The sequence below is a fragment of the Microcella sp. genome (assembly GCF_025808395.1).
Lineage (GTDB): Bacteria > Actinomycetota > Actinomycetes > Actinomycetales > Microbacteriaceae > Microcella.
On the sequence record NZ_CP075524.1, the window covers coordinates 2,383,483 to 2,409,499 of the forward strand.

At 68.7% G+C, this 26,017-nt stretch carries 26 protein-coding genes; 18 read left to right on the plus strand and 8 right to left on the minus strand.

All coding sequences use genetic code 11. From position 1 onward, the window contains the following. Nucleotide 1: 1 nt before the first annotated feature. The 7 genes from tsaE to KIT89_RS11675 all read left to right on the plus strand — a co-directional run bounded on the left by tsaE (nucleotide 2) and on the right by KIT89_RS11675 (nucleotide 4,120). A complete protein-coding gene (gene tsaE / locus KIT89_RS11645; RefSeq protein WP_297601827.1) occupies nucleotides 2-517 on the plus strand; it encodes a tRNA (adenosine(37)-N6)-threonylcarbamoyltransferase complex ATPase subunit type 1 TsaE in 516 nt (171 codons plus the stop codon). Continuing rightward, nucleotides 501-1,109: a tRNA (adenosine(37)-N6)-threonylcarbamoyltransferase complex dimerization subunit type 1 TsaB gene (gene tsaB, locus KIT89_RS11650; protein WP_297601830.1), complete on the plus strand. Its 609-nt coding sequence runs from the start codon at nucleotides 501-503 to the stop codon at nucleotides 1,107-1,109. Before tsaE ends, tsaB begins: the two co-directional genes overlap by 17 nt. After that, on the plus strand, nucleotides 1,109-1,567 hold the full coding sequence (gene rimI, locus KIT89_RS11655; protein ID WP_297601833.1) for a ribosomal protein S18-alanine N-acetyltransferase: 459 nt from the start codon (nucleotides 1,109-1,111) through the stop codon (nucleotides 1,565-1,567). Before tsaB ends, rimI begins: the two co-directional genes overlap by 1 nt. Continuing rightward, nucleotides 1,564-2,613 (plus strand): tRNA (adenosine(37)-N6)-threonylcarbamoyltransferase complex transferase subunit TsaD, encoded by a 1,050-nt coding sequence (gene tsaD, locus KIT89_RS11660; RefSeq protein WP_297601836.1) that lies wholly within the window; start codon nucleotides 1,564-1,566, stop codon nucleotides 2,611-2,613. The genes rimI and tsaD overlap by 4 nt, the downstream gene beginning before the upstream one ends. A 108-nt stretch (nucleotides 2,614-2,721) precedes the next feature. Next, nucleotides 2,722-3,024 carry a DUF4190 domain-containing protein gene (locus KIT89_RS11665; protein WP_297601839.1) on the plus strand — a complete coding sequence of 101 codons (303 nt, stop codon included), beginning with the start codon at nucleotides 2,722-2,724 and terminating at the stop codon, nucleotides 3,022-3,024. 97 nt (nucleotides 3,025-3,121) lie between these two features. Next, nucleotides 3,122-3,364 carry a DUF4190 domain-containing protein gene (locus tag KIT89_RS11670; RefSeq protein ID WP_297601842.1) on the plus strand — a complete coding sequence of 81 codons (243 nt, stop codon included), beginning with the start codon at nucleotides 3,122-3,124 and terminating at the stop codon, nucleotides 3,362-3,364. Nucleotides 3,365-3,445: 81 nt separating this feature from the next. Beyond that, on the plus strand, nucleotides 3,446-4,120 hold the full coding sequence (locus KIT89_RS11675) for a DUF4190 domain-containing protein (RefSeq protein ID WP_297601843.1): 675 nt from the start codon (nucleotides 3,446-3,448) through the stop codon (nucleotides 4,118-4,120). Between the two features lie 22 nt (nucleotides 4,121-4,142). Here the strand turns inward: KIT89_RS11675 and KIT89_RS11680 are convergent, their stop codons facing one another. After that, a complete protein-coding gene (locus KIT89_RS11680; protein ID WP_297601846.1) occupies nucleotides 4,143-5,324 on the minus strand; it encodes an SAM-dependent methyltransferase in 1,182 nt (393 codons plus the stop codon). A 138-nt stretch (nucleotides 5,325-5,462) separates the two neighbouring features. Between KIT89_RS11680 and groES the strand changes: the two genes are divergently transcribed. Both groES and rarD read left to right on the plus strand, forming a co-directional pair. Next, nucleotides 5,463-5,759: a co-chaperone GroES gene (groES, locus tag KIT89_RS11685; protein WP_293169971.1), complete on the plus strand. Its 297-nt coding sequence runs from the start codon at nucleotides 5,463-5,465 to the stop codon at nucleotides 5,757-5,759. A 102-nt stretch (nucleotides 5,760-5,861) separates the two neighbouring features. After that, the gene (gene rarD, locus KIT89_RS11690) at nucleotides 5,862-6,809 is read left to right on the plus strand and encodes an EamA family transporter RarD (protein ID WP_297601850.1); all 948 of its coding nucleotides are present in this window, start codon (nucleotides 5,862-5,864) and stop codon (nucleotides 6,807-6,809) included. Here the strand turns inward: rarD and KIT89_RS11695 are convergent. Then, a complete protein-coding gene (locus KIT89_RS11695) occupies nucleotides 6,806-8,137 on the minus strand; it encodes an aminotransferase class III-fold pyridoxal phosphate-dependent enzyme (protein WP_297601853.1) in 1,332 nt (443 codons plus the stop codon). The genes rarD and KIT89_RS11695 overlap by 4 nt on opposite strands. Continuing rightward, complete coding sequence (locus tag KIT89_RS11700; protein ID WP_297601855.1) at nucleotides 8,134-9,174, minus strand: phosphotransferase; 1,041 nt, start codon at nucleotides 9,172-9,174, stop codon at nucleotides 8,134-8,136. The genes KIT89_RS11695 and KIT89_RS11700 overlap by 4 nt, the downstream gene beginning before the upstream one ends. Before the next feature lie 65 nt (nucleotides 9,175-9,239). Here KIT89_RS11700 and KIT89_RS11705 point away from each other — a divergent pair, with 65 nt between their 5' ends. Further along, the gene (locus tag KIT89_RS11705) at nucleotides 9,240-10,496 is read left to right on the plus strand and encodes an ABC transporter substrate-binding protein (protein WP_297601856.1); all 1,257 of its coding nucleotides are present in this window, start codon (nucleotides 9,240-9,242) and stop codon (nucleotides 10,494-10,496) included. A gap of 209 nt (nucleotides 10,497-10,705) precedes the next feature. Further along, a complete protein-coding gene (locus tag KIT89_RS11710) occupies nucleotides 10,706-11,965 on the plus strand; it encodes an ABC transporter substrate-binding protein (protein ID WP_297601857.1) in 1,260 nt (419 codons plus the stop codon). A 202-nt stretch (nucleotides 11,966-12,167) separates the two neighbouring features. On the opposite strand, the gene KIT89_RS11715 is transcribed toward KIT89_RS11710, so the two are convergent. From KIT89_RS11715 to KIT89_RS11730, 4 genes are read right to left on the minus strand one after another with little or no spacing between them, the layout of a single operon-like run. Next, nucleotides 12,168-12,941, minus strand: coding sequence for an ABC transporter ATP-binding protein (locus tag KIT89_RS11715; RefSeq protein ID WP_297601858.1), 774 nt, complete (start codon nucleotides 12,939-12,941; stop codon nucleotides 12,168-12,170). Continuing rightward, nucleotides 12,913-13,842, minus strand: coding sequence for an ABC transporter ATP-binding protein (locus tag KIT89_RS11720; RefSeq protein WP_297601859.1), 930 nt, complete (start codon nucleotides 13,840-13,842; stop codon nucleotides 12,913-12,915). The genes KIT89_RS11715 and KIT89_RS11720 overlap by 29 nt, the downstream gene beginning before the upstream one ends. After that, nucleotides 13,832-14,812, minus strand: coding sequence for a branched-chain amino acid ABC transporter permease (locus tag KIT89_RS11725; RefSeq protein ID WP_297603962.1), 981 nt, complete (start codon nucleotides 14,810-14,812; stop codon nucleotides 13,832-13,834). Before KIT89_RS11725 ends, KIT89_RS11720 begins: the two co-directional genes overlap by 11 nt. 12 nt (nucleotides 14,813-14,824) lie before the next feature. Then, nucleotides 14,825-16,111 (minus strand): branched-chain amino acid ABC transporter permease, encoded by a 1,287-nt coding sequence (locus KIT89_RS11730; protein WP_297601860.1) that lies wholly within the window; start codon nucleotides 16,109-16,111, stop codon nucleotides 14,825-14,827. A gap of 315 nt (nucleotides 16,112-16,426) precedes the next feature. Between KIT89_RS11730 and guaB the strand changes: the two genes are divergently transcribed. Beyond that, nucleotides 16,427-17,929 (plus strand): IMP dehydrogenase, encoded by a 1,503-nt coding sequence (guaB, locus tag KIT89_RS11735; RefSeq protein ID WP_297601863.1) that lies wholly within the window; start codon nucleotides 16,427-16,429, stop codon nucleotides 17,927-17,929. A gap of 200 nt (nucleotides 17,930-18,129) precedes the next feature. Beyond that, on the plus strand, nucleotides 18,130-19,086 hold the full coding sequence (locus tag KIT89_RS11740) for a hypothetical protein (protein WP_297601865.1): 957 nt from the start codon (nucleotides 18,130-18,132) through the stop codon (nucleotides 19,084-19,086). A gap of 128 nt (nucleotides 19,087-19,214) precedes the next feature. On the opposite strand, the gene KIT89_RS11745 is transcribed toward KIT89_RS11740, so the two are convergent. Beyond that, entirely contained in the window at nucleotides 19,215-20,246 is a 1,032-nt protein-coding gene (locus KIT89_RS11745; RefSeq protein WP_297601867.1) for a Gfo/Idh/MocA family oxidoreductase, read from the minus strand. 79 nt (nucleotides 20,247-20,325) lie between these two features. Here KIT89_RS11745 and KIT89_RS11750 point away from each other — a divergent pair, with 79 nt between their 5' ends. Genes KIT89_RS11750 through guaA form a run of 5 tightly spaced genes read left to right on the plus strand, consistent with a single transcriptional unit; the run spans nucleotide 20,326 to nucleotide 25,987 of the window. Beyond that, nucleotides 20,326-21,444 (plus strand): GuaB3 family IMP dehydrogenase-related protein, encoded by a 1,119-nt coding sequence (locus KIT89_RS11750; protein ID WP_297603963.1) that lies wholly within the window; start codon nucleotides 20,326-20,328, stop codon nucleotides 21,442-21,444. A gap of 29 nt (nucleotides 21,445-21,473) precedes the next feature. Then, nucleotides 21,474-23,204 (plus strand): glycerol-3-phosphate dehydrogenase/oxidase, encoded by a 1,731-nt coding sequence (locus KIT89_RS11755; RefSeq protein WP_297601869.1) that lies wholly within the window; start codon nucleotides 21,474-21,476, stop codon nucleotides 23,202-23,204. After that, entirely contained in the window at nucleotides 23,201-23,953 is a 753-nt protein-coding gene (locus tag KIT89_RS11760; protein WP_297601871.1) for an SURF1 family protein, read from the plus strand. Before KIT89_RS11755 ends, KIT89_RS11760 begins: the two co-directional genes overlap by 4 nt. Nucleotides 23,954-23,957: 4 nt before the next feature. Then, nucleotides 23,958-24,416 (plus strand): DUF3817 domain-containing protein, encoded by a 459-nt coding sequence (locus tag KIT89_RS11765; RefSeq protein ID WP_297601873.1) that lies wholly within the window; start codon nucleotides 23,958-23,960, stop codon nucleotides 24,414-24,416. Further along, on the plus strand, nucleotides 24,413-25,987 hold the full coding sequence (guaA, locus tag KIT89_RS11770) for a glutamine-hydrolyzing GMP synthase (RefSeq protein ID WP_297601875.1): 1,575 nt from the start codon (nucleotides 24,413-24,415) through the stop codon (nucleotides 25,985-25,987). Before KIT89_RS11765 ends, guaA begins: the two co-directional genes overlap by 4 nt. Nucleotides 25,988-26,017 lie beyond the last annotated feature (30 nt).

The window sequence follows — 26,017 nt, forward strand, 5'->3', positions numbered from 1 at the left end:
CATGAACGACTCGACCGTGACGCTGCGGATCGACGACCCCGACGCGATGGCGGCGCTCGGTGCGCGCATCGCGGCCGAAGTGCGCGCCGGCGACGTCGTGCTGCTGAGCGGCGAGCTCGGCGCGGGCAAGACGACGCTCACTCGCGGCCTCGGTGCGGCCCTCGGGGTGCGCGGAACCGTGACGAGCCCGACCTTCGTGCTCGCCCGCACGCATCCCCGCACCGATGCGCCCTCGCTCGTGCACGTCGACGCCTACCGTCTCGGCGGCGCAGACGAGCTCGACGACCTCGACCTGGCCTTCGACGAGTCGATCGTCGTCATCGAGTGGGGAGCCGGACTCATCGAGCACCTGGTCGACGAGTGGCTCGCTGTGACCATCGAGCGCCCGACGGGCGCGGCCGCGCACGCGGTGGCGAGCGACGCCGATCTCGAGCCCATCGAGCCGCGCACCGTGACGATCGAGGGCGTGGGCGCGAGGTGGAGCGACCTAGGCTGGCTGCATGCTGCTGGCGATTGACACTTCGGCGGGCACCTCGGTGGCTCTCGTCGATGACGATGGTCGCGTGGTCGCCGAGCGCTCGACCCCCGACACGCGTCGTCACGCCGAGGTCATCGGCCCCTACCTGCACGAGGTGGTGGCCGCTGCGAGCCCGACCGCTCTGACCGGAGTGGTGGCGGGCATCGGGCCGGGCCCGTACACGGGCCTGCGCGTCGGCATCGCGGCTGCGCGTGCCTTCGCGTTCGGGCGGGGCATCCCGCTGCACGCCGTGGCCAGTCACGACGCGGTGGCCCTCGCTCTCGTGCAGGGCGGCGCTGTCGCGGGGCGATTCGCCGTGGTGACGGATGCGCGTCGTCGCGAGGTGGCCGTCACCGTGTACGGCGCGGCACTGCCCCTGCCGCACACGATCGTGCCCGCTCACCTCGTCGCCCGCATCGACTGGGTGCCAGAGCAGGGCGTGGTGGCACACGAGGTGAGCGAGATCTCTGCAGCCTCGCTGGGTCGCGTGGCGCTCGCGCGCCTCGCAGCGACTCTGCCGGAGGTCGACCCTCGGCCGCTCTACCTGCGGGCGCCCGACGTGACCCTCTCGACACCGAAGCGGGTGAGCTGATGACGGGCGTGGTGATTCGCGAGGCCGGCCTCACCGACCTCGACGCCATCATGCGTCTTGAGGCAGCGACCTTTCCGTCAGACGCCTGGAGCCGAGACATGATGGCGGCCGAGGTCGCCTCACCCCACACGCTCTACCTGGCCGCGCTCTCCGACGGTGAGCTCGTGGGCTATGCGGGCCTCAGCGCTCCGGCGTCGTCGACTCAGGCCGACGTGCAGACCATCGCCGTCGACACCACGCACCGGCGGCTCGGCATCGGCACCGTGCTGCTGCGCCGGCTGCTCGACGCCGCACGGCAGAGGGGCGCGCATGAGGTGCTGCTCGAAGTGCGCGCCGACAACCCTGCAGCGCAGCGCCTCTATGAGCTGCACGGGTTCGCGGCGATCGCGGTGCGGCCGCGCTACTACCAGCCAGACGACGTCGATGCCGTCGTCATGCGGTGCGAGGTGATGGCATGAGCGCGCTGGTGCTCGGCATCGAGACCAGTTGCGACGAGACCGGCATCGGCATCGTGCGCGGCACAGAACTGCTCGCCAACGTCATCTCATCATCGATGGACGAGCATGCTCGCTTCGGGGGCGTCGTGCCTGAAGTGGCCGCGCGAGCGCACCTCGAGGCGCTCGAACCCGCCCTGCAGCAGGCGCTCGCCGAGGCAGGCGTGACGCTCGCCGACCTCGATGCCATCGCCGTCACGAGCGGCCCAGGCCTGTCGGGCGCGCTCATGGTGGGCCTCGGCGCCGCGAAGGCGCTCGCCGTCGCCCTCGACAAGCCCTTCTACGCGGTCAACCACCTCGTCGGCCATGTCGGCGCCGACGTGCTGAGGGCCGACGGTGATGGCGCGATCGAGCTGCCCACGATCGCACTGCTGGTCTCGGGGGGTCACACCTCGTTGCTGCACGTGCGCACTCTCACGAACGATGTCGAGCTGCTCGGCGAGACCATCGACGACGCCGCGGGGGAGGCCTTCGACAAGGTCGCTCGGCTGCTCGGGCTTCCCTACCCCGGGGGCCCGCACATCGATCGAGTCGCGGCAGAGGGCGACCCCGCCGCCGTGAGGTTTCCGCGCGGGCTCACGCTGCCGAAAGATCTCGAGCGGCACCGCTACGACTTCTCGTTCTCGGGGCTCAAGACCGCAGTGGCCCGCCACGTCGAACGGCTGCGTGATGACGGCGCTGCGGTGTCGGTGCCCGATGTGGCGGCGAGCTTTCGTGAGGCCGTCGCCGACGTGCTCACGGCCAAAGCGGTCGCTGCGTGCCGCGACCTCGGGGTGCCGCGACTGCTGCTCGGCGGGGGAGTCGCCGCCAACGCGCGGGTGCGAGCACTGGCCGCCGAGCGCTGCGACGCGGCGGGAGTCGCGCTGCGCATCCCGCCCCTGTCGCTCTGCACCGACAACGGCGCCATGATCGCCGCGCTCGCGGCCCAGCTGATCGACGCCGGGCACGCACCCTCGTCGCTCGACGTGAGCGCCGACTCGACCCTGCCGGTGACCACGATTCACGCCTGATCGCGGCGGCCAACTCGCGGCGCGTGCCGTTGACACCCCGCCGCGGCGCTGAAACGATGAGGGGTGCCCGCTCGGGCGCCACCTCGACCCTCATCAGGAGAGCAATCAATGTCTGACGTCACCCCGCCCCCCGCCCCGGAGCCCACGCCGTACGCTTCGGCACCGGCCGGCCCCAAGACCAACACCCTGGCGATCATCTCGCTCGTGCTCGCGTTCTTCATCTCGCTCGGCGCCGTCATCTGCGGCCACATCGCACTGGGCCAGATCAAGCGCACGGGTGAGGGCGGACGCGGCCTCGCCATCGCCGGCCTGATTCTCGGCTACCTCGGCCTGCTCGTCGGCCTGCTCGTCATCATCTTCTGGGCGAGCATCTTCGGCATCGCTGCGTCGCAGGGCAGCTTCACCTACTAGCAGTCGTGAACGGGCCCGCATCCACGGTGAATCCGAGGGTGCGGGCCCGTATCATGTCTCACACTGCATTCGACGACCCGAAACGGCGTGACGCACCATGACCGACGACAGCGCGACCAGACCGACCAATCGGCTTGCGCCCGTGGCGCTCATTCTGGCGATTCTCGTGCCCATCGCCGGCGCCATTCTCGGCCACATCACCCTGCGCCAGATCGCGCAGACCGGCGAGCCCGGCCAAGGGCTGGCGATGGCCGCCACCATCATCGGCTGGATCGGCACCGTGGCGTGGTTCGTCTTCTGGGGCATCTTTCTCGCCACCCTCGGCTCGCTCTCTGCCTGATCAAAGGCACGACTCGATAGCCTGGTGACAGTGCAGGCGCACCGCCTGCCCGCCGTCTTCCGCCGACGATGAGGAGTCACCGTGGCCAGCTCGAACGTTCCCCCGCCCCCGCCCGCGCCGGGCGGCACTCCGCCTGAGAGCCCGATTCCGGGCACGGGTGACAGTGCGCCCACCACGAAGCGCACCGCTGCGGCGAAGAAGCCCGCGGCGACCAAGAAGCCTGCGGCCGCACAGCTCGCCGCCTCGAAGCCTGCCGCGTCTGCGCCTGCCGAGTCGAAGCCAGCTGCATCACCCGCGCCCTCGGCCGCCGCCGCGCCCGCCGCCGCAGTGCCCCCGCCCCCCGCGCCCGCGGCTGCTCAGACCGCGGCCCCCGCAGCTGCGGCCTTCGTCGAGTCGACGCGCCCCGACCCCTACGCGACACCGCCGGCGACACCGTATGGCGGTACACCCGCGACCCCGTATGCCGGCGCGCCCGCCGGCCCCAGCTCGACGCTGAGCGTGCTCGCACTGGTGTTCGGCATCATCGGCCTCGTGCTCTCGCTGTTCTTCATCGGCCTGCTGCCGGCGATCGCGGGTGTGATTCTCGGCCACCTGGCGCTCAAGCGCGAGCCGCACGCGCGCGGCATGGCCGTCGGCGGTCTCGTCACCGGCTATGTCGGTGTCGCCATCTCGATTCTGTGGGGGCTCGTGATCATCGTTCCCCTCATGCTGCTCTGGTTCGCCGTCGGGGCCGCGGGCACCTTCGGCTACTTCTAGAACCTCCGCAGCGTCGCCGTCGTCAGTCGGCCCGCTCGGCGAGCAGGGCAACCCGTTCGCCGGCGACGCGGGTGAGTATCAGCACGCCTGAGTTCGCGCCGCGCAGCTTCAACCGTGGCCGCAGCGTGGCGGGGTCGATGTCGACACCGCGCTTCTTGATCTCGAGCACACCGATGCCGCGAGCGGCGAGTTCGCGAGCGAGCAGCTTCACGTCGAGCGGAAAGCGCTCGAGCACGCGGAACGCTCGGGCGAACGGCGTCGGCTGCACCCGATCAGCGGTGAAGTAGGCGATGGTCGGGTCGAGCATGCTGCCGTGCAGTTGTCGCGCGAGGTCGCCGATGAGCCTCGCGCGAATGACGGCGCCGTCGGGTTCGTAGAGGTACTCGCCGAGGTCGCCGGCGTCGACGTCGTCTGAGTCTGCGGCGGCGCGCAGTTCGGCTGGCGGCTCGTCACCGCGCAGCACGAGCGCCGCGCGAGCCACCCCGGGCCGAGCGAGCCCGCCAGTCCACAGCACGAGCTCGACGACCTCGCCGTCGATCGACACCCACTGGGCTTCGACATCGTCGGGAATCAGGTCTCGAGGCATGCCGGGAGCGAGCTTGATACCCGAGGGCAGCCGGCGGGCGAGCGACAGCGCCTCGTCGAGGCTCGGCGACCAGTCGTCGGGCGACGTCAGCCTCGTGACGCCCTCACGGCGCGCTGGGTCGAGCCAGAGGCCGTCGACGCCGTCGAGCGGCTGCTCGAGAGCGTCACCGTGCACGACCACCGCCGAGGGCCACGGCGCGAGGTTGTATGAGGCGATGGCCGCCGTGACCTCATCTCGCTCGACGGCGGTGACGCTGAGGTCGAGCGCGGCGAGCGCCATCGCGTCTCCGCCGATGCCGCACCCCAGGTCGGCGACACGGTGGAGCCCGGCGGCCGAGAACCTCCCGGCGTGCAACGCGGCCACCCGCAACCGAGATGCCTGCTCGAGGCCGGGCTGGGTGAAGAGCATCCGATCGGCGAACGGGCCGAACTTCGCGACGGCACGCCGCCGCAGTCGGTACTGCGTGAGCACTGCGGCGACGCGGGCCGGCGAGTGCCCCTCGCGGCGCAAGCGCGACACGAGCGCCACGGCGTCGTCTGTCGTCGCGCTCGGCTCGAGCGAGTCGAGCAGCCCGAGCGCTTCGGGGGTGAGCAACTCGCGCAATTCACTCGCGTCCATCCCCCGATGATGCCACTCGAGCGCCGCGCCCACGTTGGCACTCGGATTGCGTGAGTGCTAACGCCTTCGATACAGTAGGTCTGGCACTCGCAGGTCGAGTGTGCCAACCCCATCGTCGTGAGAAAGAAGAGGTCAACCGTGTCGGTCAGCATCAAGCCGCTCGAAGATCGCATCGTCATCAAGCAGGTCGAAGCAGAGCAGACGACTGCGTCGGGTCTCGTCATCCCCGACACCGCCAAAGAGAAGCCCCAGGAGGGCGAAGTCGTCGCCGTCGGCCCCGGCCGCATCGACGACAACGGCAACCGCGTGCCGATCGATGTCGCTGTCGGCGATCGCGTGCTGTACTCGAAGTACGGCGGCACCGAAGTGAAGTACGGCGGCGACGAGTTTCTCGTGCTGTCGGCTCGCGACGTGCTGGCGGTCGTCGTCCGCTAGTCAGCGACGCAGTTCAGACAACCCCCGGCTCGCCACGGCGAGACCGGGGGTTCGCTGCATCGGGCGGCGCTCGTCTCACTCGGCGCGAGATACAGTGGGCGAGTGCCCGAGAACCGCCTGTCGTCATCGGGACTCGCACTCGCGATCGGCGCATACGGGCTCTGGGGAATCCTGCCGATCTACTTCTTGCTGCTGTCACCGAGCGGCCCAGTCGAGATCGTCGCGTGGCGGGTGCTGCTCTCGCTCGTGTTCTGCCTCGCGCTGCTGGCGCTGACACGCGCATTCACCGCATTCGCCGCCCTGCTGCGAGATCGCCGGGTGATGCTGCTCAGCCTCATCGCCGGCCTGCTCATCGCCGTCAACTGGGTCACCTACGTCTCAGCGTCGACCACGGGCTTCGTCGTCGAGGCCGCGCTCGGCTACTTCATCAACCCCATCGTGTCGATCGCTCTCGGCGTGCTGTTTCTGCGCGAACGCCTCAGAATCGGCCAGTGGGTCGCGGTGGGCATCAGCGTGATCGCCGTGCTCGTGCTCGCGATCGGGTACGGCGAACCGCCCTACATCGCGTTGACGCTCGCCTTCTCGTTCGGCCTCTACGGCTACCTCAAGAACCGCATGGGGCGTCGGGTCTCAGCCGTGTCGGGCCTCACGCTCGAGACGGCCTGGCTGCTGCCGGTCGCGATCGTCGCCCTGCTCTGGGTGCAGCTCGCAGGCGGAGGGCTCACGGCAGGGTCGGCTGGGTGGGGCCACGCAGTGCTGCTCAGCTTCGCGGGCATCGTCACCGCCGTGCCGCTGCTGCTCTTCGCCGCCGCGGCCCGTCGACTGCCGCTGAGCGTCATGGGGTTCATTCAGTACTTCGCGCCGCTGCTGCAGTTTATCTTCGGGGTCGCCGTGCTGGCCGAGCCGATGCCCCTCGAGCGCTGGATCGGCTTCGCGCTCGTGTGGCTCGCGCTCGCCGTGCTGACCATCGAGGCGGTGGTGCAGCGTCGCCGAGCGCGCCGCGAGCAGCGAGCCGAACCGCCCGAGACCGGCCCGGTGCAGACCGTCTAGCTCGTGCGATCGAGGTCGCGCAGCGCGCCATCGAGCTCGGTCGCGAAGCGAACGGCGTCAGCGCTCGAGAACGGCAGCGGGGGGCGCAGCTTGAGCGAGGCGTTGTCGCGACCCGACGCGCTGATCAGGATGCGCCGCTCGCGCAACGCGCCCACCAGCGTCACCGCCGCCCGAGTGTCGGGCTCGCCAGACGCCGGGTCGACCACGTCGACCGAGAGGTAGAGGCCCTGGCCCCGCTCGCCGCGAAGCCGATCGTGCCGCGACACCAGCTCGGCGAGGTGCGCGAGCAGCTCGTCGCCGATGGCGGCCGCGTGCTGGGGCAGCCGCTCGTCGTGCAGCACCTGCCAGGTGGCGTGCGCTGCGGCGACCGCCACCGGAGTGCCCGCAAAGGTGTTGAAGTAGCGCACGCGCTCGCCGAACGCGCGCATGAGGTCACGTCGAGCGACCAGCCCCGCCACCGGAAAGCCGTTGGCCATCGGCTTGCCGATCGTCACGAGGTCGGGTTCGAGGTCGTGCTGCAGATAGCCCCACAGTCGCGACTCGTCGCCGACCGCCCCGAGCCGCCCGAAACCGGGCTGCACCTCGTCGGCGATCACCAGGCCACCGGCGGCGTGCACCTGCCGCTGCACGTCGGCGAGCGCCGCGCGGGTGCCGGGCGATGGCGCGATGAACCCGTCGCTCGCGAAAGCGGTGTCGACGATCAGCGCGGCGACCCCGTGGCCCGCGGCCTGCAGGTCGGCGATCGCGGCGCGAGCATCCGCCATCATGCCGCTGCCGTCACCGATCGGAGGGCGCACGGTGCGCACCCACTCGGCCAGCGAGTCACGACCGCCGAGCGAGGGTGAGATCGCCGCGATCTCGGTCGTCACCCCGTGATACGCGTTCTCGGTGACGATCACCCCGCGGTGCCCCGTCGCCTGCTTCGCCACGCGCAGGGCGAGGTCGTTGGCCTCAGAGCCGGTGCAGACGAGCGTGAGCGCGTCGAGCCCGGTCGAGAACGACTCGAGCAGCACCTCGGCATAGTCGATGAGGCCCTCGTGCAGATATCGCGTGTGCGTGTTGACCAACGCCGACTGCTCGGCGATCGCCGCCGTCACGCGGGGGTGCGCATGCCCCACCGACGGCACATTGTTGTAGACGTCGAGAAACTCGACTCCGTCGCGGGTGTAGAGCTTCGTGCCCGACCCCCGCACGAACTCGACAGGGTGATCGTAGAACAGGCGGTAGGCGGGTGACAGCACCGCCTCGCGCCGCTCGACGAGAGCGCGCGTGCGCGGGTCGAGAGCGTCGCGCCGCTCGGGCCTGAAGTAGGTGGCAGGGCCGATCACTCAGTGCCTCCGATCGATGGCGGCGTGCGTGCGCCGAGCTCGCGGAGGTCGCGAGCGATGCCGCTCAGGTTGCGGCTCGCGTACGGCGCGGCGGCCGGGTTCGCTGCGGCGATGGCCGAGTTCAAGAGCGCGCGCTGAGCAACGCGCAGCAGCACCAGCTCGGGCAGCAGCGTGCGCTCGACGGCGGTGAGCGGCTGCACTGACTCGTAGCCGCTCGCGTAGGCCTGCGCGGCGTCCCACGGTGCGCGCTCGTCACTGACGCATCCGCGCGCATACGAGGCCGCGATCGCGAGATCGGCGACTCGGGGCGTGCGCGTCATATCGCCGAAGTCGAGCACCCCCGTCACGCCGAACGGCTCGGTCGAGACGAGCACATTGTCGCCGTGCAGGTCGTTGTGGGCGAGCAGTGCGGGCAGGGCGGCGAGGCGCGGCAGCACGGCATCCGATGCCCGATCGATCACGCGCGCCACCTCGTCGCGCAGAGAGGGGGTGCTGATCGCCGAGAGCTGTGCGGCGTAGAGGTCGAGCCGCGCGAGATTCCACGCGGTGTCGCTGCCCTGCAGGGCGGGCCGGGAGGTTCCGATGGCGGCGATGGCGGCGGCGAGGCGGGCGTGGAATGCGCCGAGAGTGCGCATGGCCGTCAGCGTGCGGGGCCGGGCGCCGAGCAGCTCGCCGTCGAGAAACGTCAGCACCCGCACGACGCGAAACTCGCCGTGCGCGTCAGGCACTCGACTGACGAGGGCGCCGTCGCGCGAGGGCAGCACTCGCTGCACCGGAAGCTCGTCGTGGTCGCGGGCGAGTTCGGCGAGCACCGACACCTGGTCGAGCACCGCGGCGGGGTCGTCGAGGGGGTGGGCGAACTTCGCCACGACGGTGCCCCTCGGGGTGACGATGCGAAAGCTGTCATCGCGCTCAGTGGCCAGGCGCACGATGCTCTGCACCGTCAAGCCGTGGCTCTCGGCGAGCAGCTGCGAAGCGCTCGACTCGTCGATCGGAGAGAACCCTGCGGTGAGTTGGAAAGGCGACGGCGCGGTCACGGCCACAGCCTATTGCGAGAGAGATAGGGTGCGTCGTACCCCTGGTCTGCAGAAGGAGCACCGCCATGACGCGATCGACCGCCGTCGCCGCATGCATCGCCGCCGCGCTCGTGCTCGCGGGGTGCGCCGAGCCGCGCCCGCTGCCCACACCCACGCCGACGCCGACCGAGGCAGTCGAGCCGACGGGCGATGGTGTTCTGCGCATCGGTGCACTGCTGTCGATGGGAGGTGACGTGACCACGGTGAGCCCCGGAATGGTCGCCGCCATCGAAGTGGCCACTCGAGACATCAATGCCGCCGGCGGTGTGCTCGGGGTTGCGGTCGAGGCCTACTACCGCGATGCGGGCACCCTCGATTCTGAGCAGCTCGAGACGGCATTCGCCGAACTCGTCGCGCGTGGTGTCGACGTCGTCGTCGGCCCGACCGCACCGGCACTGCTCGAGCGGCTGCTGCCGCTCGCCGCCGAGGCAGGAGTCGTGGTGCTCGCCTCAGCCGCCCCGAGCCCAACCGCGGGATCGGTCACGCCGGCCGGGTGTCTCGTGCGCACCATTCCGGCAGTCGACCGCCAGGCCGTCGCGATCGCCCAGTCGCTCGTCGACGACCGTGCCGACTCCGTCGCGGTGATCGCGGGCACCGATGCGCAGGGCCTCTCGGTCGTCGACTCGGTGCGCGCTGCGCTCGACGGCTCGACCACGTCGCTCACCGCCGTCGAGCGAGCCGACAGCAACACGACACCGAGTCGACTCGCCTTCAGCATCACCTCGGCTCAGCCCGACTCGATCATCATCGCGGCCGACCGGTTGACCACGAGCGAGACGGCCGGCATCGTCGCGGCACTGCTCGATCGGGGAGTGCGCGCCGAGCAGCTCTGGTTCACCTCGAGCGCCGTGGCCGACTACTCGAGTGCTCTCGCCGGCGCATCGCTCGAGGGCGCACGCGGGGTGACCGAAGGGGCTGACGCGGGCGAGGCCTTCACCCTCAGGCTGCTGCAGTCTGACCCTCGCCTCGACACCGTGCGCTTTGCGGCCGAGACCTACGACGCCGTCGTGCTCGCGGCCCTCGCAGCGGTGATCGCCGCAGACGATGGCGGCGCCTCGATCGCCCGCACCATCCGCCTGGCGATGACCGGCGGTGTCGCCTGCGTCAGCTACGGCGAATGCCTCGATGCACTCGACAACGACCAGACCGTGAACTACGACGGGCTCTCTGGCCCGCTCGATGTCGACGACGCCGGAGACATCGTCTCGGCCGAGCTGAGAGTTCTTCGGTACGACGCTTCGAATCGCCCGCAGATCGACGGGTCGCTGTCGCTGCGGCCGTAGCGTGGCAGGCCGCAGGCGACGAAAAACGTCGCAGACACGGGGTCGGCAGTAGTGAAATCGTCGTGCTCTGCACTGAGTTCGCAGGTTTCAGGGCGTTACAGGGATGTAACCCGAATGAGTTGTGAATGAAGTCTGTGCACCGTACGGTGACTAGACGGTCATCTTTCGCATGACCTCTTCCTGAACACATTCGAAACCCAAGGAGCAACATGGGCGTATTCACTTCCGGCTCAGGCCGCCGCTCTCGTTCTCTCTCGTCAGTCCTCGGCGGCATCGCCGTCGTGGGCGCCAGTGCACTAGTCCTCGCGGGCTGCGCACCGGCCGAGAGTGAAGAGCCGGCTGGACCGACCGAAGAACTCAGTCTCAAGATCGGCACCATCCTTCCCCAGAGTGGCGCGCTCGCGTTCCTCGGCCCGCCGGAGGAGGCGGGCGTTGCTCTTGCCGTGCAAGACATCAACGAGGCCGACCTCGGCATCACGGTCGAGGCGATCTACCGTGACTCGGGCGACACCACCACTGACACCGCGACCGTCTCGGTGACCGACCTGCTCTCGCAGAACGTGTCGGCCATCGTCGGCGCAGCGTCGTCGGGTGTGTCATTCACGGTCATCGACCAGATCGTCGGCGCTGGCGTCGTGCAGATGTCGCCGGCGAACACTTCGCCGAACTTCACCACGTACGACGACAACGGCCTGTACTGGCGCACCGCCCCCAGCGACTTGCTGCAGGGCGAGGTGCTCGGCAACCTGATCGCTGAAGATGGTGCAGCCACGCTCGGCATGCTCGTGCTCAACGACGCCTACGGCACCGGCCTCGCGGCCGCGCTCGCAGCGACGTTCGAGGCAGCCGGTGGCGAGGTCGTCGCTGAAGAGCTGTTCAACGAGGGTGACACGAGCTTCGATGCTCAGGTCTCCGCGCTGACCGCAGCCGCTCCTGACGCGATCGCCGTCATCACCTTCGACCAGGCCAAGATCGTTGTTCCTGCCCTCGTGGGCGCCGGCTACCCCGGTAGCCAGCTCTACTTCGTCGACGGCAACCTCGCCGACTACAGCGCCGACTTCGAGGCGGGCCTCGTCGAGGGCGCCAAAGGCACCCTTCCGGGCCTCGACATCGCGACCCTGGGTAACTTCCAGGACCGCCTGCTCGAGGTTGACCCCAACCTCACCGAGTTCAGCTACGCGGCCGAGTCGTATGACGCCGTCGTGCTCATCGCGCTCGCGGCTCTCGCCGCTGGCTCGACCGAGGGCGTCGACATTGCGTCGAAGCTGCAAGAAGTCTCGGGTGGCTCGGGCGATGGCGAGAAGTGCACCGACTTCGCGTCGTGCGCTCAGATCATCCTCGACGGTGGAGTGGTTGACTACGACGGCCCCTCCGGTCCGATCACGTTCGACGAGAACGGCGACCCGACTGAGGCGACCATCGGCATCTTCCAGTACAACGCCGACAACACCTTCAGCCGCATCAACTAGTCACGACTAGCGCGACTGAGAAGGGCCCCGACGTCACGTCGGGGCCCTTCTTCGTGCCCAGAGCCAGTGACTCTGCGCGAGTGAGATCTGAGTGGCCTCTGCGCGACAAGATCTGAAAGCTCTGAGCGCGACCGATCACACATACAGAGGTCCCCGCACAGCCTGAACGGCTCTGTGGGGCCCTGTGCGGCGATCTGAGGGGCTAATCCTGCCCGAGAGTTCCGAGATACAGCCCGATGACCTTGGGGTCGTTCATGAGCTCTCGACCCGTGCCGGTGTAGGCGTCGGTGCCCTGATCGAGCACGTAGCCGCGGTCGCAGATCTGCAGGCAGCGGCGCGCGTTCTGCTCGACCATGATCGTCGTGACGCCGGCCTTGTTGATCTCTTTCACGCGCAAGAACGCTTCGTCTTGCCGCACGGGCGACAGACCCGCGCTCGGCTCATCGAGCAAGATCACCTCGGGGCTCATCATGAGCGCGCGGCTCATGGCCACCATCTGCCGCTCGCCGCCCGAGAGCGACCCAGCACGCTGGCCGAGGCGCTTGCCGAGCTCGGGAAAGATGCTGACGACGTAGGCGAGGCGAGAGTCGAGCTCTTTGGGCTTCTGAAACAAGCCCATCTCGAGGTTCTCTTGAATGGTCAGCGTCGGAAACACATTGTTCGTCTGCGGCACGAAGCCCACGCCCTTGGCGACGAGCTTGTTCGCCTTGAGGTTCGTGATGCCGTCGCCGTAGAGCGAAATCGACCCTTCGCGCACCTTGACGAGCCCGAAGATGGCCTTCAGCAGCGTCGACTTGCCGGCCCCGTTCGGGCCGATGATGCCGATGAGCTCACCCGCGTATGCGGTGAGCGAGCACTCGTTCAAGATGTTGATGCCCGGCAGGTACCCGGCGGTCACGTTGTCGACGTGCACGACCAGGTCGCGCGTCTCAGTCGTCATCGTCGCCTCAGCGCTTGTCTTCGTCGGCGTCGTCATCGGCCAGCTCCTTGATCGCGGTGATCACTGCGGTGTCGAGGTCACCGAGGTCTTCGTCGTGGTGCGAACCCAGATAGGCGTCGATCACCGCAGGGTTCGCCATGACCTCGTGCGGGTCGCCTTCGGCCACCACGCGCCCCTCAGCCATCACGACCACCCAGTCGGCGATGTGCCGCACCATGTGCATGTCGTGCTCGACGAAGAGCACCGTCATGCCCTCTTTCTTCAAGTCGAGAATGTGGTCGAGCAGCGATTGCGTGAGCGCCGGGTTGACACCGGCCATCGGCTCATCGAGCATGACGAGCGTCGGCTGGCTCATGAGGGCACGCGCCATCTCGAGCAGCTTGCGCTGCCCGCCCGAGAGGCCGGCGGCATAGTCGTCTTTCTTCTCGACGAGCTTGAACCGCGTGAGCAGGTCGAGCGCACGCGCCTCGATCTCGGCCTCTTCTTTGCTCCAGAACCAGGGGAACAGGGCGCGGGCGAGGCTCTCGCCGCTCTGGCCCTTGGCGCCGAGCTTCATGTTGTCGAGCACCGTCAGCAGCCCGAGCGCCTTCGTGAGCTGGAAGGTGCGCACCTGACCCTTGCGGGCCACCTTGAAGGCGGGGATGCCAGAGATGCCCTGGCCGTCGAAGGTCCACTCGCCGGTGTCTGGCTTGTCGAAGCCCGTGAGCAGGTTGAAGAGCGTCGTCTTGCCGGCACCGTTCGGGCCGATGAGAGCAGTGATCGCCCCGCGCGGAATCTCGAGGTGCTCGACATCGACCGCCGTCAAGCCGCCGAAGCTGCGCTTGATGTGGTCGGCGACGATGATGGGGTCGACCTTCTTGACTCCGGGAGCGGGCTCGCCGATGTGCAGACCGACTGACTTGACCGGGGCGCCCTTGGCGCCAGCGCTACTTGACAAAGGCCAGCTCCTTCTTGTTGCCGAAGATACCTTGCGGTCTATATATGACTATCAGCATGATCGCGAGACCGACCAGGATGAAGCGCAGCTGACCCGCCTGCACGGTCGTCAAGAACGGCAGCCAGCCCACCTCGACCGCGCGAGCGATGAAGCCCGAGAAGAACGACAGCAGCACCCAGAAGATGACCGAGCCGATGATCGGGCCGAACACCGTCGCCGCACCGCCGAGCAGCAGGATCGCGTAGATGAAGAACGTCAGCGAGGTCTGGTAGTTCGACGGAACGACTGCACGAGGCAAGATGAAGATCATGCCGGCGAGCGAACCGAAGACGCCGCCGATCACCAGCGACTGCATCTTGTAGAAGTAGACGTTCTTGCCGAGCGCGCGCACGGCATCCTCGTCTTCGCGGATGCCCTTGATGACGCGGCCCCAAGGGCTCTTGAACAGTCTCCACGTGATGAACGCGGCGAGCGCCACCAGGCCCCAGCCGAAGATGCGCACCCACCAGTCGTACTCGTTGTAGACCCACGGGCCGAAGCCGTAGGTGCCAGGCGGAATCGGGTTCAGCGCGGCGAAGCCGCCCTTGTAGCCCTGCAGACCGTTCGCCGAGCCGGTGACCGAGACGAAGGTGTTCGTCGTGAACAGCAATCGCACGATCTCGGCCGCCGCGATCGTCACGATCGCGAGATAGTCGGCCCGTAGCCGCAGCGTCGGTATGCCCAGAATGAGGGCGAAGACGATGGATGCCACGACACCGGTCAAGATCGCGGCCCAGACCGGCCATCCGAACGTCAGCGTCGCGATCGCGAAGCCGTAGGCGCCCAGCGCCATGAAGCCCGCCTGCCCGAAGTTCAGCAGGCCGGTGAACCCGAAGTGGATCGCCAGACCCAGAGCGGCGAGGGCATAGGCGGCCGTGGTCGGAGAGATGATCTCCTGTGCGGCGTTGGAGATGAGAAGAATCCAGTCGATCATGGTCTGCCCCTAGCCGATTCGTTCTTTGCGTCCGAGGATGCCCTGAGGCCGCACGAGCAGCACCAGGATGAGGATCAACAGCGCCCCGACGTACTTCATGTCTGAGGGGATGATGAGCGTCGACAGCTCGACGAACATTCCGACGATGAGGGCACCGACCAGGGCGCCGAACGCGGTGCCGAGCCCACCGAGCGTGACCGCCGCGAAGGTCAGCAGCAAGATCTGGAAGCCCATGTCCCAGCTCACCCCGGGCCTGAAGTAGGCCCAGAGGATGCCCGAGAGGCCCGCGAGCGCGCCCGCCATGACCCAGACGATGCGGATCACCCGGTCGACGTCGATGCCGCTCGCCGCGGCGAGAGCGGGGTTGTCGCTCACCGCGCGCGTCGCCTTGCCGATGCGCGTGCGCAGCAAGAAGTAGGCGACGGCGAGCAAGACCACGACGCTCAGCGCCATGCTGCCGATGTCGATCCACGACAGGCCGTAGAAGCCGAGCGACAGGGTCGTGTCGGTGGCCCGCGGCAACTGCTGAGTGTCGCCGCCGACGAAGATCTGGTAGACGTACCGCACGGCGAGCGAGAGGCCGATCGAGACGATCATCATGGGGATGAGGCCCACGCCCCTGCGGCGCAGAGGCTTCCACAGCGCGGCATCGTTGAGATAGCCGAGAGCGGCACTGAGCACGAGCGCCATCGGAATCGCCACCCAGATCGGAATGCCCATGATGGTGCCGAAGAGCAGCGCCATGAGGCCGCCGAACGTGACCAGTTCGGCGTGGGCGAAGTTGCTCAGGCCCGTCGTGCCGAACACGAGCGAGAGGCCGATGGCGGCGAGCGCCAGCAGCAGGCCGAAGTTCAACCCGTTGAAGACTCGCTCGATGACCTGGTCGAACAGGCTCGTCGTGTTGCGCTCGCCCTGGCCGATGAAGAAGTTGGCCACGGCACTGCCCGACTGCCCGACGGTGATGGTGCGCACGTTCGGCTGCTCGAGGTTGTCGTCGATGACCGCGATGCCCTCGGGCAGCGTCTCTTCGTTGAGCGTGACGGTGTACTCGCCCCGCTCAGGAACCCCGACGACCCAGCGGCCATCGTCAGCCGACACGGCTTCGACCCTGAACCCGCCGCCCTCGACGACGAGCTGCACTCCGCCGAGCGGTTCGTCGGCGAGCCGCACGATGCCGCTGATGCGGTACTGGTACTCGACGACGACGACGGCTTCTTCTTCGTCTCCGACATCTTGCGCGGCCGCCGGAGCGGCGGCGCCCATGGTGAGTGCGGCCACGACAGCGGCGAAGAGCACTGACGCGAAGCGTCGTCGTGCGTGCCGGGTGTGCGGCCTGCTAGCAGCGTGTGCCACGAAACCTCCAGTTGTTTCGGGTCGGGGCATGCGCTGCCCCGCGGGCCAGCAGGCCCGATTCGTCCACGGTGACGATACGGTCGGATTGTTGCCGAGTTGTTTCCAGAAACAACCGCAACCGCTCAGCCATTATGGTCACGGAATACGTTTCGACCTAACCCGCTTAAGATGAGACACCGGCATTCAGCGCGGCATCCCGGTTGACGACGCACGAGAAATCGTGCTCACGACCCTGTCACCCACGATGCAAGGGGACTCATGGACCAGCCAGACCCGTTCGGCTTCGTCGGACTCACCTACGACGACGTGATGCTGCTGCCCGCGCATACCGACGTGATTCCGAGCGAGGCCGACACCACCTCGCAGCTCACTCGTCGCATCCGCGTGCACGCTCCGCTGATCTCTGCCGCGATGGACACCGTGACCGAAGCACGCATGGCCATCGCCATGGCGCGTCAAGGCGGGCTGGGCATCCTGCATCGCAATCTGTCGATCGAAGACCAGGCGCAGCAGGTCGACAAGGTGAAGCGGTCAGAGTCGGGAATGATCACGAATCCGGTGACCACCACCCCCGATGCGACCGTCGCCGAAGTGGATGCTCTCTGCGCGCAATTCCGCGTGTCTGGCCTGCCCGTGGTCGAAGGAGACGGCCTGCTCGTCGGCATCATCACCAACCGTGACATGCGATTCGTCTCGCGGTTCGAAGCCGACTCGACCCTCGTGCGCGATGTCATGACTCCGACCCCGCTCATCACCGGGCCCGTGGGCATCAGCCAAGACGACGTGCTCGCCATCTTCGCGCAGCACAAGATCGAGAAGCTGCCCCTCGTCGACGACTCGGGGCGCCTGCACGGGCTCATCACCGTCAAAGACTTCGACAAGAGCGAGCAGTATCCCAACGCGACGAAAGACGCTGAGGGCCGGCTGCGAGTCGGCGCCGCGATCGGGTTCTTCGGTGACGCGTGGGATCGCGCCGGTCAGCTGCGCGACGCGGGCATCGACGTCATCGTCGTCGACACGGCCAACGGCGACAGCCGGGGCGTGCTCGAGATCATCGCGCGGCTCAAGGCAGACCCTGCCTTCGCGCACATCGATGTCATCGGCGGCAATGTCGCCACTCGCTCGGGCGCCCAGGCGCTCATCGATGCAGGTGCAGACGCCGTCAAGGTCGGGGTCGGGCCCGGCTCGATCTGCACGACCCGCGTCGTCGCCGGCGTCGGAGTGCCGCAGGTCACCGCCGTCTACGAAGCATCACTCGCGGCACGCCCTGCGGGGGTGCCGGTCATCGCCGACGGAGGGCTGCAGTACTCGGGCGACATCGCCAAGGCGCTCGTCGCCGGCGCCGACACCGTCATGCTCGGGTCGTTGCTCGCCGGCACTGACGAGAGCCCCGGAGACTTGATCTTCGTCAACGGCAAGCAGTTCAAGTCATACCGGGGCATGGGCTCGCTCGGAGCCCTGCAGACCCGCGGCAAGAAGACCTCATACTCGCGCGACCGCTACTTTCAGGCCGACGTGCCGAGCGACGAGCAGCTCATCGCCGAGGGCATCGAGGGCCAGGTGCCTTACCGCGGGCCGGTCGGCTCGGTCGTGTACCAGCTGCTCGGGGGCCTGCGGCAGTCGATGTTCTACACCGGAGGCCGCACGATCGACGAGCTCAAGCAGCGCGGCAAGTTCGTGCGCATCACGGCGGCGGGGCTCAAAGAGTCGCACCCCCACGACATCCAGATGGTCGTCGAGGCGCCCAACTACCGCCGGTAGGCGCGCGGCCGCTCGGCGCGCTCGGGCAACCCGTCGGGGAACACTGCACCTGTTCCGGCGCAGGTGAGGTGAGCCCGGGCGGGTGCGTCGCGCGGGTGCGACGGGTGAGCCGCTCCTTCTCAGGCCGACCGGCCCGAGTGCGTGCCCCCACCTGAGTCGGGTCGCCGCACGACACGGGCGACGTCATCCACACTGCGCGGATGAATCCAGCAGTCGCGGCAGCACTCGATCGGCTCGTCGTCGCGCGAGATCATCGGCTCGAGACGAACTCCGGTTCACGGCTCACGCGCGCGCGGCGTGCCGGCAGGCTGATCTCGCTCGCCCACGGCATCGATGTTCCGGCCGAAGCGGTCACCGGCCTCAGCCGCGCTGATCTGGCGTTGCTGCGAGCGCTCGCCGTTGCCCGTCACGGCCGTGCCCGTCGTCCGCTCGCTCGCCGCTCAGCGGCGCTCGTCTGGGGCATCCCGCTGCTCGACCCTCCGCCGGCGACGGTCGAGGTGCTGGGGTGGAGCCCGGCCGCGACGCGCACCGCGGGCGGCCTGCGGTATTGGGGAACAGCCCATCCGGATGCGCAGCTCGACGAGCGCCACTCGGTCGAGATCACGAGCCTCGCTCGAACGCTCGCCGAGCTCGCCGCATCGAGTTCGTTCGCGGCAGGTGTCGTCGCTGTGGACTGGGGAATACGCGCCCGTGCCAAGCCCGGCGAGCCGAGCGTCACGGTGTCTGAGATCGCCGCAGCCGCTGACGCACTCGGCATGCGCCGAGGACGCGCTCAGGTCGAACGCGTGCTGCGTTTCGCCGATGGCCGTTCGGAGTCGCCCGGCGAGTCCTGGAGTCGAGTGCTCATTCAGCGGCTGGGGTTCGTTGCGCCTGACCTGCAGGTCGGCGTTCGGGGGGTCGACGGAGAGCTGTTCCGAGCTGACTTCGGCTGGGATGACGGCCGCATCCTCGGAGAGTTCGACGGACGCGAGAAGTACACCTCCCGCGCGATGCGCGGCGACCTCTCAGCATCGGAGGTCGTTGTGGCGGAGAAGCGCCGGGAAGACTCGGTGCGAGCGGCAGGGCGCGGCGTCTGCCGCTGGGATTGGTCGGATCTGGTGCATCAGCACCGACTCGCGGCCACGCTGACCACCGCGGGCGTGCCCCGCCGACAGTGACCCGCGCTTCGCCCTTCCTGGAGCAAGCCGCCCGTTCCGGAACGGGTGAGAGGTTCCAGGGCGGGTGCGGGGCGGGTGCGGGGTGCTGGTTGCGGGGTGCGGGGCGCGGCGCGGCGCGGGCCGGGCGGCTAGGGGGTCGCGGAGGGCGTCGGCACCCGGGCGCCCGACTCGTGCGAGCGGATCACCGCATGGGCGAGCTCAAGCGCCCGGCGACCCGCCGACGCCGGAACGGGCGGCGGTGAGCCGGCCCGCAACGCCGTGAGCACAGCATCCAGATGCCGGTCGAAGGTGCGCTCGAATGACCGGGCCTCGTCGTCGAAGTAGCCGGGCCGCCACACGCGCTCGGTCTCGTCGCCGACCGACTGCACGGTCAGCGCTCGCACGGTGTCGTGGATGACCGCGCGGCCCGCAGTGCCGTTGAGCTCGACGCGCTGGGTGTCGGGGTAGGCGTACGACGAGTCGTACGAGCCGAGCATGGTGCCGACGGCTCCCGAGGCGAACTCAAGGGCGATCGCCACTGTGCTGTACGCGCCGTAGGTCATCGAGGTCATCTGCGCGGCGACCGAAGCGATGGGCCCGCACAGGTGCTCGAGCATGTCGAAGCCGTGGCACTGTGTCTCGATGAGGTTGGCGTGCGGCGAGGGTCCGCGGTTGGCCTCGCCGCCGAAGCGCCAAGTGGCGAACACGATTTCGCCGAGCTCTCCGGCCTGCAGAGCCGCCCGCGCGCGCAGCACGGGCTCGGCGAAGCGGTGGTTGAAGTTGATGGCGAAGAACGTGTCGCCGGCGGCGTCGAGCAGCGCGTCTGCCTCGTCGAGGTCGAACACGAGCGGCTTCTCGACGAGCAGCGGCACGCGCGCGCGCAGCAGCTCGAGCGTGGGGGCGAAGTGCTCTTCGTTGGGCAGGCAGACGGTGACGAGGTCGGGATGCTCTGCCTCGAGCATCCCCGCGATCGAGGTGTAGCCCCGCGTGCCGTAGGCCGTAGCGCGGTCGCGGGTGCGCTCGGTATCGCGACCGACCACCGCCACGAGCTCGGTGTCGGTGCGCTCGGTGATGACGCGAGCGTGCTGAGCGCCCCAGCCCCCGGTGCCGACGACGGCGACGCGCAGCGGGGCGACGCCGCGGGTGCCCGGTCGCTCGATGCTGAGTGCGCTGCCCGCCATGGTGACTCCTTCGTCGGGCGGGCCCGTCGCCCGCTGCTCGCCACGCTACCGGCCGCCCCGCCGATAGAGTGGAGCCGTGATGGAGATCGAGATCGGCCGCGCCAAGCGGGCACGCAGGGCGTACTCGTTCGACGACATCGCGGTGGTGCCCAGCCGCCGCACGCGCGACCCCGAGGTCGTGTCGCTCAACTGGAGCATCGATGCGCTGACGTTCAGCATCCCGGTCATCGCCGCCCCCATGGATTCTGTCGTGAGCCCCGCGACGGCGATCGAGATCGGTCGCCTCGGCGGGCTTGGAGTGCTCGATCTCGAGGGGCTCTGGACTCGGTATGAGGATGCTGATGCCCAGCTCGAGCGCATCTGCGAGCTCGACGACGCTGGTGCGACGGCCGAGATGCAGCGCATCTACTCCGAACCGATCAAGCCCGAGCTCATCAGCGCGCGACTCGCCGAGATCCGCGCCGCCGGCGTGCCTGTGGCGGGGGCCTTGAGCCCCCAGCGCACGCATGAGCACCACCAGGCGGTGCTCGATGCGGGCGTCGACCTCTTCGTCATCCGCGGCACGACGGTGAGCGCCGAGCACGTCAGTCAGAGCGTCGAGCCCCTCAACTTGAAGAAGTTCATCTACGAGCTCGATGTGCCCGTGATCGTCGGCGGTGCCGCGACCTACACCGCGGCGCTGCACCTCATGCGCACGGGGGCGGCCGGGGTGCTCGTCGGCTTCGGCGGCGGGGCTGCGAGCACGACGCGGTTGAGCCTGGGCATCCACGCGCCGATGGCGACGGCGGTGAGCGATGTCGCCGCCGCCCGTCGCGACTACCTCGACGAGTCGGGCGGTCGCTATGTGCACGTGATCGCCGACGGCGGTCTCGGCACGAGCGGCGACATCGTCAAGGCTGTGGCGATGGGTGCCGACGCGGTCATGCTGGGCACGACGCTGGCGCGGGCGACGGATGCCCCGGGCAAGGGCTGCCACTGGGGGGCCGAGGCGCACCACCCCGAGCTGCCGCGCGGCCGCAGGGTGAAGGTGGGCCAGTTGGCGCCGCTCGAGCAGGTGCTGTTCGGCCCGAGCGAGACGGCCGACGGTCAGGTCAATCTCATGGGCGCTCTGCGACGATCGATGGCGACGACCGGGTATTCCGATCTCAAAGAGTTTCAGCGGGTCGACGTGGTCGTCGCCCCGTACCCCGCCGGCTGACCCTGCCGGGTCTCGACACTGGAGGTTCTATGGCTCGCACGGTCACCCGCTCGTCGAAGCTCGGCCCGGCCGAACGAGCCGCGGCTATCGAACGCCTCAAGTCGAAAGAGCTCGACGTGCTCGTGGTGGGCGGTGGCATTGTCGGCACCGGCGCCGCTCTCGATGCGGTGACGCGCGGGCTGAGCACCGGCATGCTCGAGCAGCGAGACTGGGGCAGCGGCACGTCGAGCCGGTCGTCGAAGCTCGTGCACGGCGGAATCCGCTATCTCGAGCAGCTCGACTTCAGGCTCGTGCGCGAGGCTCTGCTCGAACGCGGTCTGCTGCTGCAGCGTCTTGCGCCGCACCTCGTGAAGCCGGTGAGGTTTCTCTACCCGCTCACCAAGCCCCTCATCGAGCGGGCGTACATCGGCGCCGGCATGGCGCTCTACGACGTGTTCAGCTACACGGGCGGTCGGCCGCCCGGGGTTCCGCACCACCGGCATCTGTCGAAGCGGCAGGTGCTCAAGGCGGCTCCCAGCCTCGCCGATGACGCATTCACGGGCGGGCTCACCTACTACGACGCGCAGGTCGATGACGCCCGCTACGTCTCGACGCTTGCGCGCACGGCCTCGTTCTACGGTGCGCACGTGGCGAGCCGCGTGCGGGTCGAGGGCTTTCTCAAGGTGGGCGAGCGTGTGGTCGGCGTGAAGGCACACGATCTCGAGACGGGCGAGCACTTCGAGGTGAAGGCTCGCCAGGTGGTCAACGCGACGGGCGTCTGGACCGACGACACGCAGGCGATGGTGGGCGAGCGCGGTCAGTTCAAGGTGCGGGCCTCGAAGGGCATTCACCTGGTGGTGCCGCGCGATCGCTTCCAGTCGACGGTCGGGCTGCTGCTGCGCACTGAGAAGAGCGTGCTGTTCGTGATTCCGTGGGGCCGTCACTGGCTCATCGGCACGACCGACACCGACTGGGATCTCGACAAGGCGCACCCCGCCGCGACGGCTGCCGACATTGACTACGTGCTGTCGAAGGTCAACGAGGTCTTGCGCGTGAAGCTCACGAGAGAAGATGTCGAGGGCGTGTTCGCGGGGCTTCGCCCACTGCTGTCTGGCGAGTCTGACGAGACGTCGAAGCTGAGCCGCGAGCACATCGTGGCCCACACGGTGCCCGGCCTCGTGGTCGTGGCGGGCGGCAAGTGGACGACGTATCGCATCATGGCGAAAGACGCCATCGATGAGGCGGCCGCTGCCCTCGATGGCACGATCGCCCCGTGCGTCACCGAGCACATCTCGCTGCTCGGCGCCGAGGGCTATCAGGCCGCCTGGAACAAGCGCCGCAAGATCGCCCGCGCGTTCGGCGTGCACACCGTGCGCATCGAGCACTTGCTCAATCGCTTCGGCGTCTTGACCGATGAGCTGCTCGACCTCATCGTGGCGCGCCCTGAGCTGCAGGAGCCGCTGCCGGGGGCCGACGACTACATCGGCGCCGAAGTGGTCTATGCGGCCACGCACGAGGGTGCGCTGCACATCGAGGATGTGCTCGCGCGCCGCACGCGCATCTCGATCGAGGCCTGGGATCGCGGTGTCGCTGCCGCCCCGGTGGTCGCCGAGCTGATGGCGGCCGAATTGGGGTGGGATGCTGAGCGCACGCAGTGGGAGATCGACCACTATCTGCGTCGCGTCGCCGCCGAGCTCGCGAGCCAAGAGCAGCCCGATGACGTGAGTGCTGATCGGGTGCGCCTGGAGGCGCCCGACATCGTCGCGTCCACCCGCGCGTGAGCTTCTGGGCGATCGCCCGCCGACCGCGCTGGATCGTGGCACTGCTCTTGGCGCTCGGGGTGGCTGCGGCATTCGCGGCACTCGGCCAGTGGCAGCTCGAGCGGTCGCTCGAGACCGCGGTCGTCGACGAACGAGACACCGAGACCCCCGTGCCGCTCTCGACCCTCGCCGAACCGCAGCAGGTCATGACGAGCGAGGCGAGCGGGCGCATCGTCACCGTCGAGGGGGCGTGGGTCGACGGCGACGAGGTCATCGTCACCGGGCGGCTCAGCGGCGCGGGGGGCGCGGGTGCGGGGGCATCCGGCTCTGAGGGGGCGCCGGGAGACTGGGTGGTGCGGCACTTCGTCGCCGACGACGGCGCGAGCCTCGCGGTCGTGGTGGGGTTCGTGCAGCCGGGGGCGGGCATCCCGACTCTGCCGACGGGTGAGCAATCGATCACGGGTCGATATGTTCCCAGCGAGTCTCCGCAGCTGAGCGACTTCGAGAGCGGCGAGCGCTCGATGATCTCGGTCGCCGAGCTCATCAACCTGTGGGCCGGCGTCGACACGGTGTATTCGGGGTATCTCGTGCTCGACACGGCCCCAGCAGGGCTCGAGACTGTGGCGGCTCCTGCACCAGAGCTCGGCGTCGAGGTGAACCTGCTCAACCTGTTCTACGCGATCGAGTGGGTCATCTTCGGAGGCTTCGCCGTGTACCTCTGGTGGCGCCTGGTGCGCGACGAGCAAGAGAAGCTCGCCGCCGTAGACTGAGAGCATGGTGATCGGCCCGCAGCCTCGAGACGTTCCCCTCATCAGACGAACCCTGAGCGTCTTCAAGGTGTCGTCGATCGTGACGGGCATCTTCTTGCTCGGGCTCGTCGTCATGATGGTGACCCGCTACGGCTTCGGGCGAGACATCGAGCTCGGCGGTGAGAGCGGATTCCTGGCGCTCACGCCGATCGACACACTCACCGGCGTCAACGTCTCGATTCTGCTGCTGACGATTCACGGCTGGCTCTACGTGCTCTACCTGGCGTGCGACTTCGTGCTCTGGCGGGTGGCCTACCAGGGGGCCGTGCCGTGGGCCTTTCTGCGCTTTCTCTGGATCGCCATGGGCGGCATCGTTCCCTTCCTGTCGTTCTACTTCGAGCGCCAGGTGCCGCGAGAGGTCGAAGCGATCATCGCGAGCATGCAGGCGGCCCGCGAGACCGAGAGCGCCGAGACCACCGCATGAGCGACACCGCGCACCGCCCCGTTCTGGTCGTCGACTTCGGGGCGCAGTACGCCCAGCTGATCGCGCGCCGCGTGCGCGAGGCGAGCGTCTACAGCGAGATCGTGCCGCACACGATCACGGCGGCCGAGGTGGCCGCGCTGAACCCTGCAGCCATCGTGCTGAGCGGCGGCCCGTCGAGCGTCTACGAGCCGGGCTCACCGAGCCTCGACGCGGGCATCCTGCAGCTCGGGGTACCGGTCATGGGCATCTGCTACGGCTTTCAGGTCATGGCCCAGCAGCTCGGCGGCGAGGTGGCGAAGACGGGTCGCCGCGAGTACGGCGCGACCACGATGACGGTGCACGGCGACGGCGGGGCGCTGCTCGAGGGGCAGCCCGCGTCGCAGACCACGTGGATGAGTCATGGCGACTCGGTGGCGCGTGCGCCCGAGGGGTTCGCCGTGCTCGCGTCGACCCCAGACACTCCCGTGGCGGCGTTCGCGAGCGACGAGAAGCGGCTCTACGGCGTGCAGTGGCACCCCGAGGTCAAGCACTCAGAGTTCGGGCAGCGCGTGCTCGAGAACTTCTTGCACAAGGCTGCGGGCATCGCCGCCGACTGGAACAGCGGCAACGTCATCGCCGAGCAGGTCGACCGCATTCGCGGGCAGGTGGGCTCGGCGCGCGTGATCTGCGGGCTGTCTGGCGGCGTCGACTCTGCGGTCGCGGCAGCCATCGTGCACGAGGCGGTGGGCGATCAGCTGGTGTGCGTCTTCGTCGACCACGGCCTGCTGCGCGCTGACGAGCGCCGGCAGGTCGAAGAAGACTATGTGGCGGCGACGGGCATCAGACTGGTGACGGTGGATGCTCGCCAGCAGTTTCTCGACGCCCTCACGGGTGTCACCGAGCCCGAGACGAAGCGCAAGATCATCGGCCGCGAGTTCATCCGCACGTTCGAGAACGCCGCTGAGGCTCTCGTGCTCGAGGCGCAGGGCGACGGCGAGGCCGTCAAGTTTCTTGTGCAGGGCACGCTGTACCCCGACGTCGTCGAGTCTGGAGGCGGCACCGGCACGGCCAACATCAAGAGCCACCACAACGTCGGCGGCCTGCCCGACGATCTCGAGTTCGAGCTCGTCGAGCCCCTGCGCACACTGTTCAAAGACGAGGTTCGGGCGATCGGCCGCGAGCTCGGCCTGCCCGAAGCGATCGTGTCGCGCCAGCCTTTTCCCGGCCCTGGCCTCGGCATTCGCATCATCGGCGAGGTCACGCACGAGCGGCTCGAGCTGCTGCGTGAGGCCGACGCGATCGTGCGCGCCGAGCTCACGGCAGCGGGGCTCGACGCCGAGATCTGGCAGTGCCCAGTGGTCTTGCTCGCCGACGTGCGCTCGGTGGGAGTGCAGGGTGACGGGCGCACCTATGGGCACCCGATCGTGCTGCGACCGGTCAGCTCAGAAGATGCGATGACCGCCGACTGGACTCGCGTGCCATACGACGTACTCGCGCGCATCTCGAACCGCATCACGAACGAGGTCACCGGTGTCAACCGCGTCGTGCTCGACGTCACGTCGAAGCCCCCCGGCACGATCGAATGGGAATGAGAAAGGGCCGCCCCGAAGGGCGGCCCTTTC

Coding starts and splice junctions, on each gene's coding strand:
- guaA (WP_297601875.1), top strand. CDS start 24,413: ATGAGCGACACCGCGCACCGCCCCGTTCTGGTCGTCGACTTCGGGGCG.
- KIT89_RS11755 (WP_297601869.1), top strand. CDS start 21,474: ATGGCTCGCACGGTCACCCGCTCGTCGAAGCTCGGCCCGGCCGAACGA.
- KIT89_RS11680 (WP_297601846.1), bottom strand. CDS start 5,324: ATGGACGCGAGTGAATTGCGCGAGTTGCTCACCCCCGAAGCGCTCGGG.
- KIT89_RS11715 (WP_297601858.1), bottom strand. CDS start 12,941: ATGACGACGCCGACGAAGACAAGCGCTGAGGCGACGATGACGACTGAG.
- KIT89_RS11705 (WP_297601856.1), top strand. CDS start 9,240: ATGACGCGATCGACCGCCGTCGCCGCATGCATCGCCGCCGCGCTCGTG.
- KIT89_RS11750 (WP_297603963.1), top strand. CDS start 20,326: ATGGAGATCGAGATCGGCCGCGCCAAGCGGGCACGCAGGGCGTACTCG.
- rimI (WP_297601833.1), top strand. CDS start 1,109: ATGACGGGCGTGGTGATTCGCGAGGCCGGCCTCACCGACCTCGACGCC.
- KIT89_RS11710 (WP_297601857.1), top strand. CDS start 10,706: ATGGGCGTATTCACTTCCGGCTCAGGCCGCCGCTCTCGTTCTCTCTCG.
- tsaE (WP_297601827.1), top strand. CDS start 2: ATGAACGACTCGACCGTGACGCTGCGGATCGACGACCCCGACGCGATG.
- tsaB (WP_297601830.1), top strand. CDS start 501: ATGCTGCTGGCGATTGACACTTCGGCGGGCACCTCGGTGGCTCTCGTC.
- tsaD (WP_297601836.1), top strand. CDS start 1,564: ATGAGCGCGCTGGTGCTCGGCATCGAGACCAGTTGCGACGAGACCGGC.
- KIT89_RS11665 (WP_297601839.1), top strand. CDS start 2,722: ATGTCTGACGTCACCCCGCCCCCCGCCCCGGAGCCCACGCCGTACGCT.
- KIT89_RS11670 (WP_297601842.1), top strand. CDS start 3,122: ATGACCGACGACAGCGCGACCAGACCGACCAATCGGCTTGCGCCCGTG.
- KIT89_RS11765 (WP_297601873.1), top strand. CDS start 23,958: ATGGTGATCGGCCCGCAGCCTCGAGACGTTCCCCTCATCAGACGAACC.
- KIT89_RS11740 (WP_297601865.1), top strand. CDS start 18,130: ATGAATCCAGCAGTCGCGGCAGCACTCGATCGGCTCGTCGTCGCGCGA.
- guaB (WP_297601863.1), top strand. CDS start 16,427: ATGGACCAGCCAGACCCGTTCGGCTTCGTCGGACTCACCTACGACGAC.
- KIT89_RS11745 (WP_297601867.1), bottom strand. CDS start 20,246: ATGGCGGGCAGCGCACTCAGCATCGAGCGACCGGGCACCCGCGGCGTC.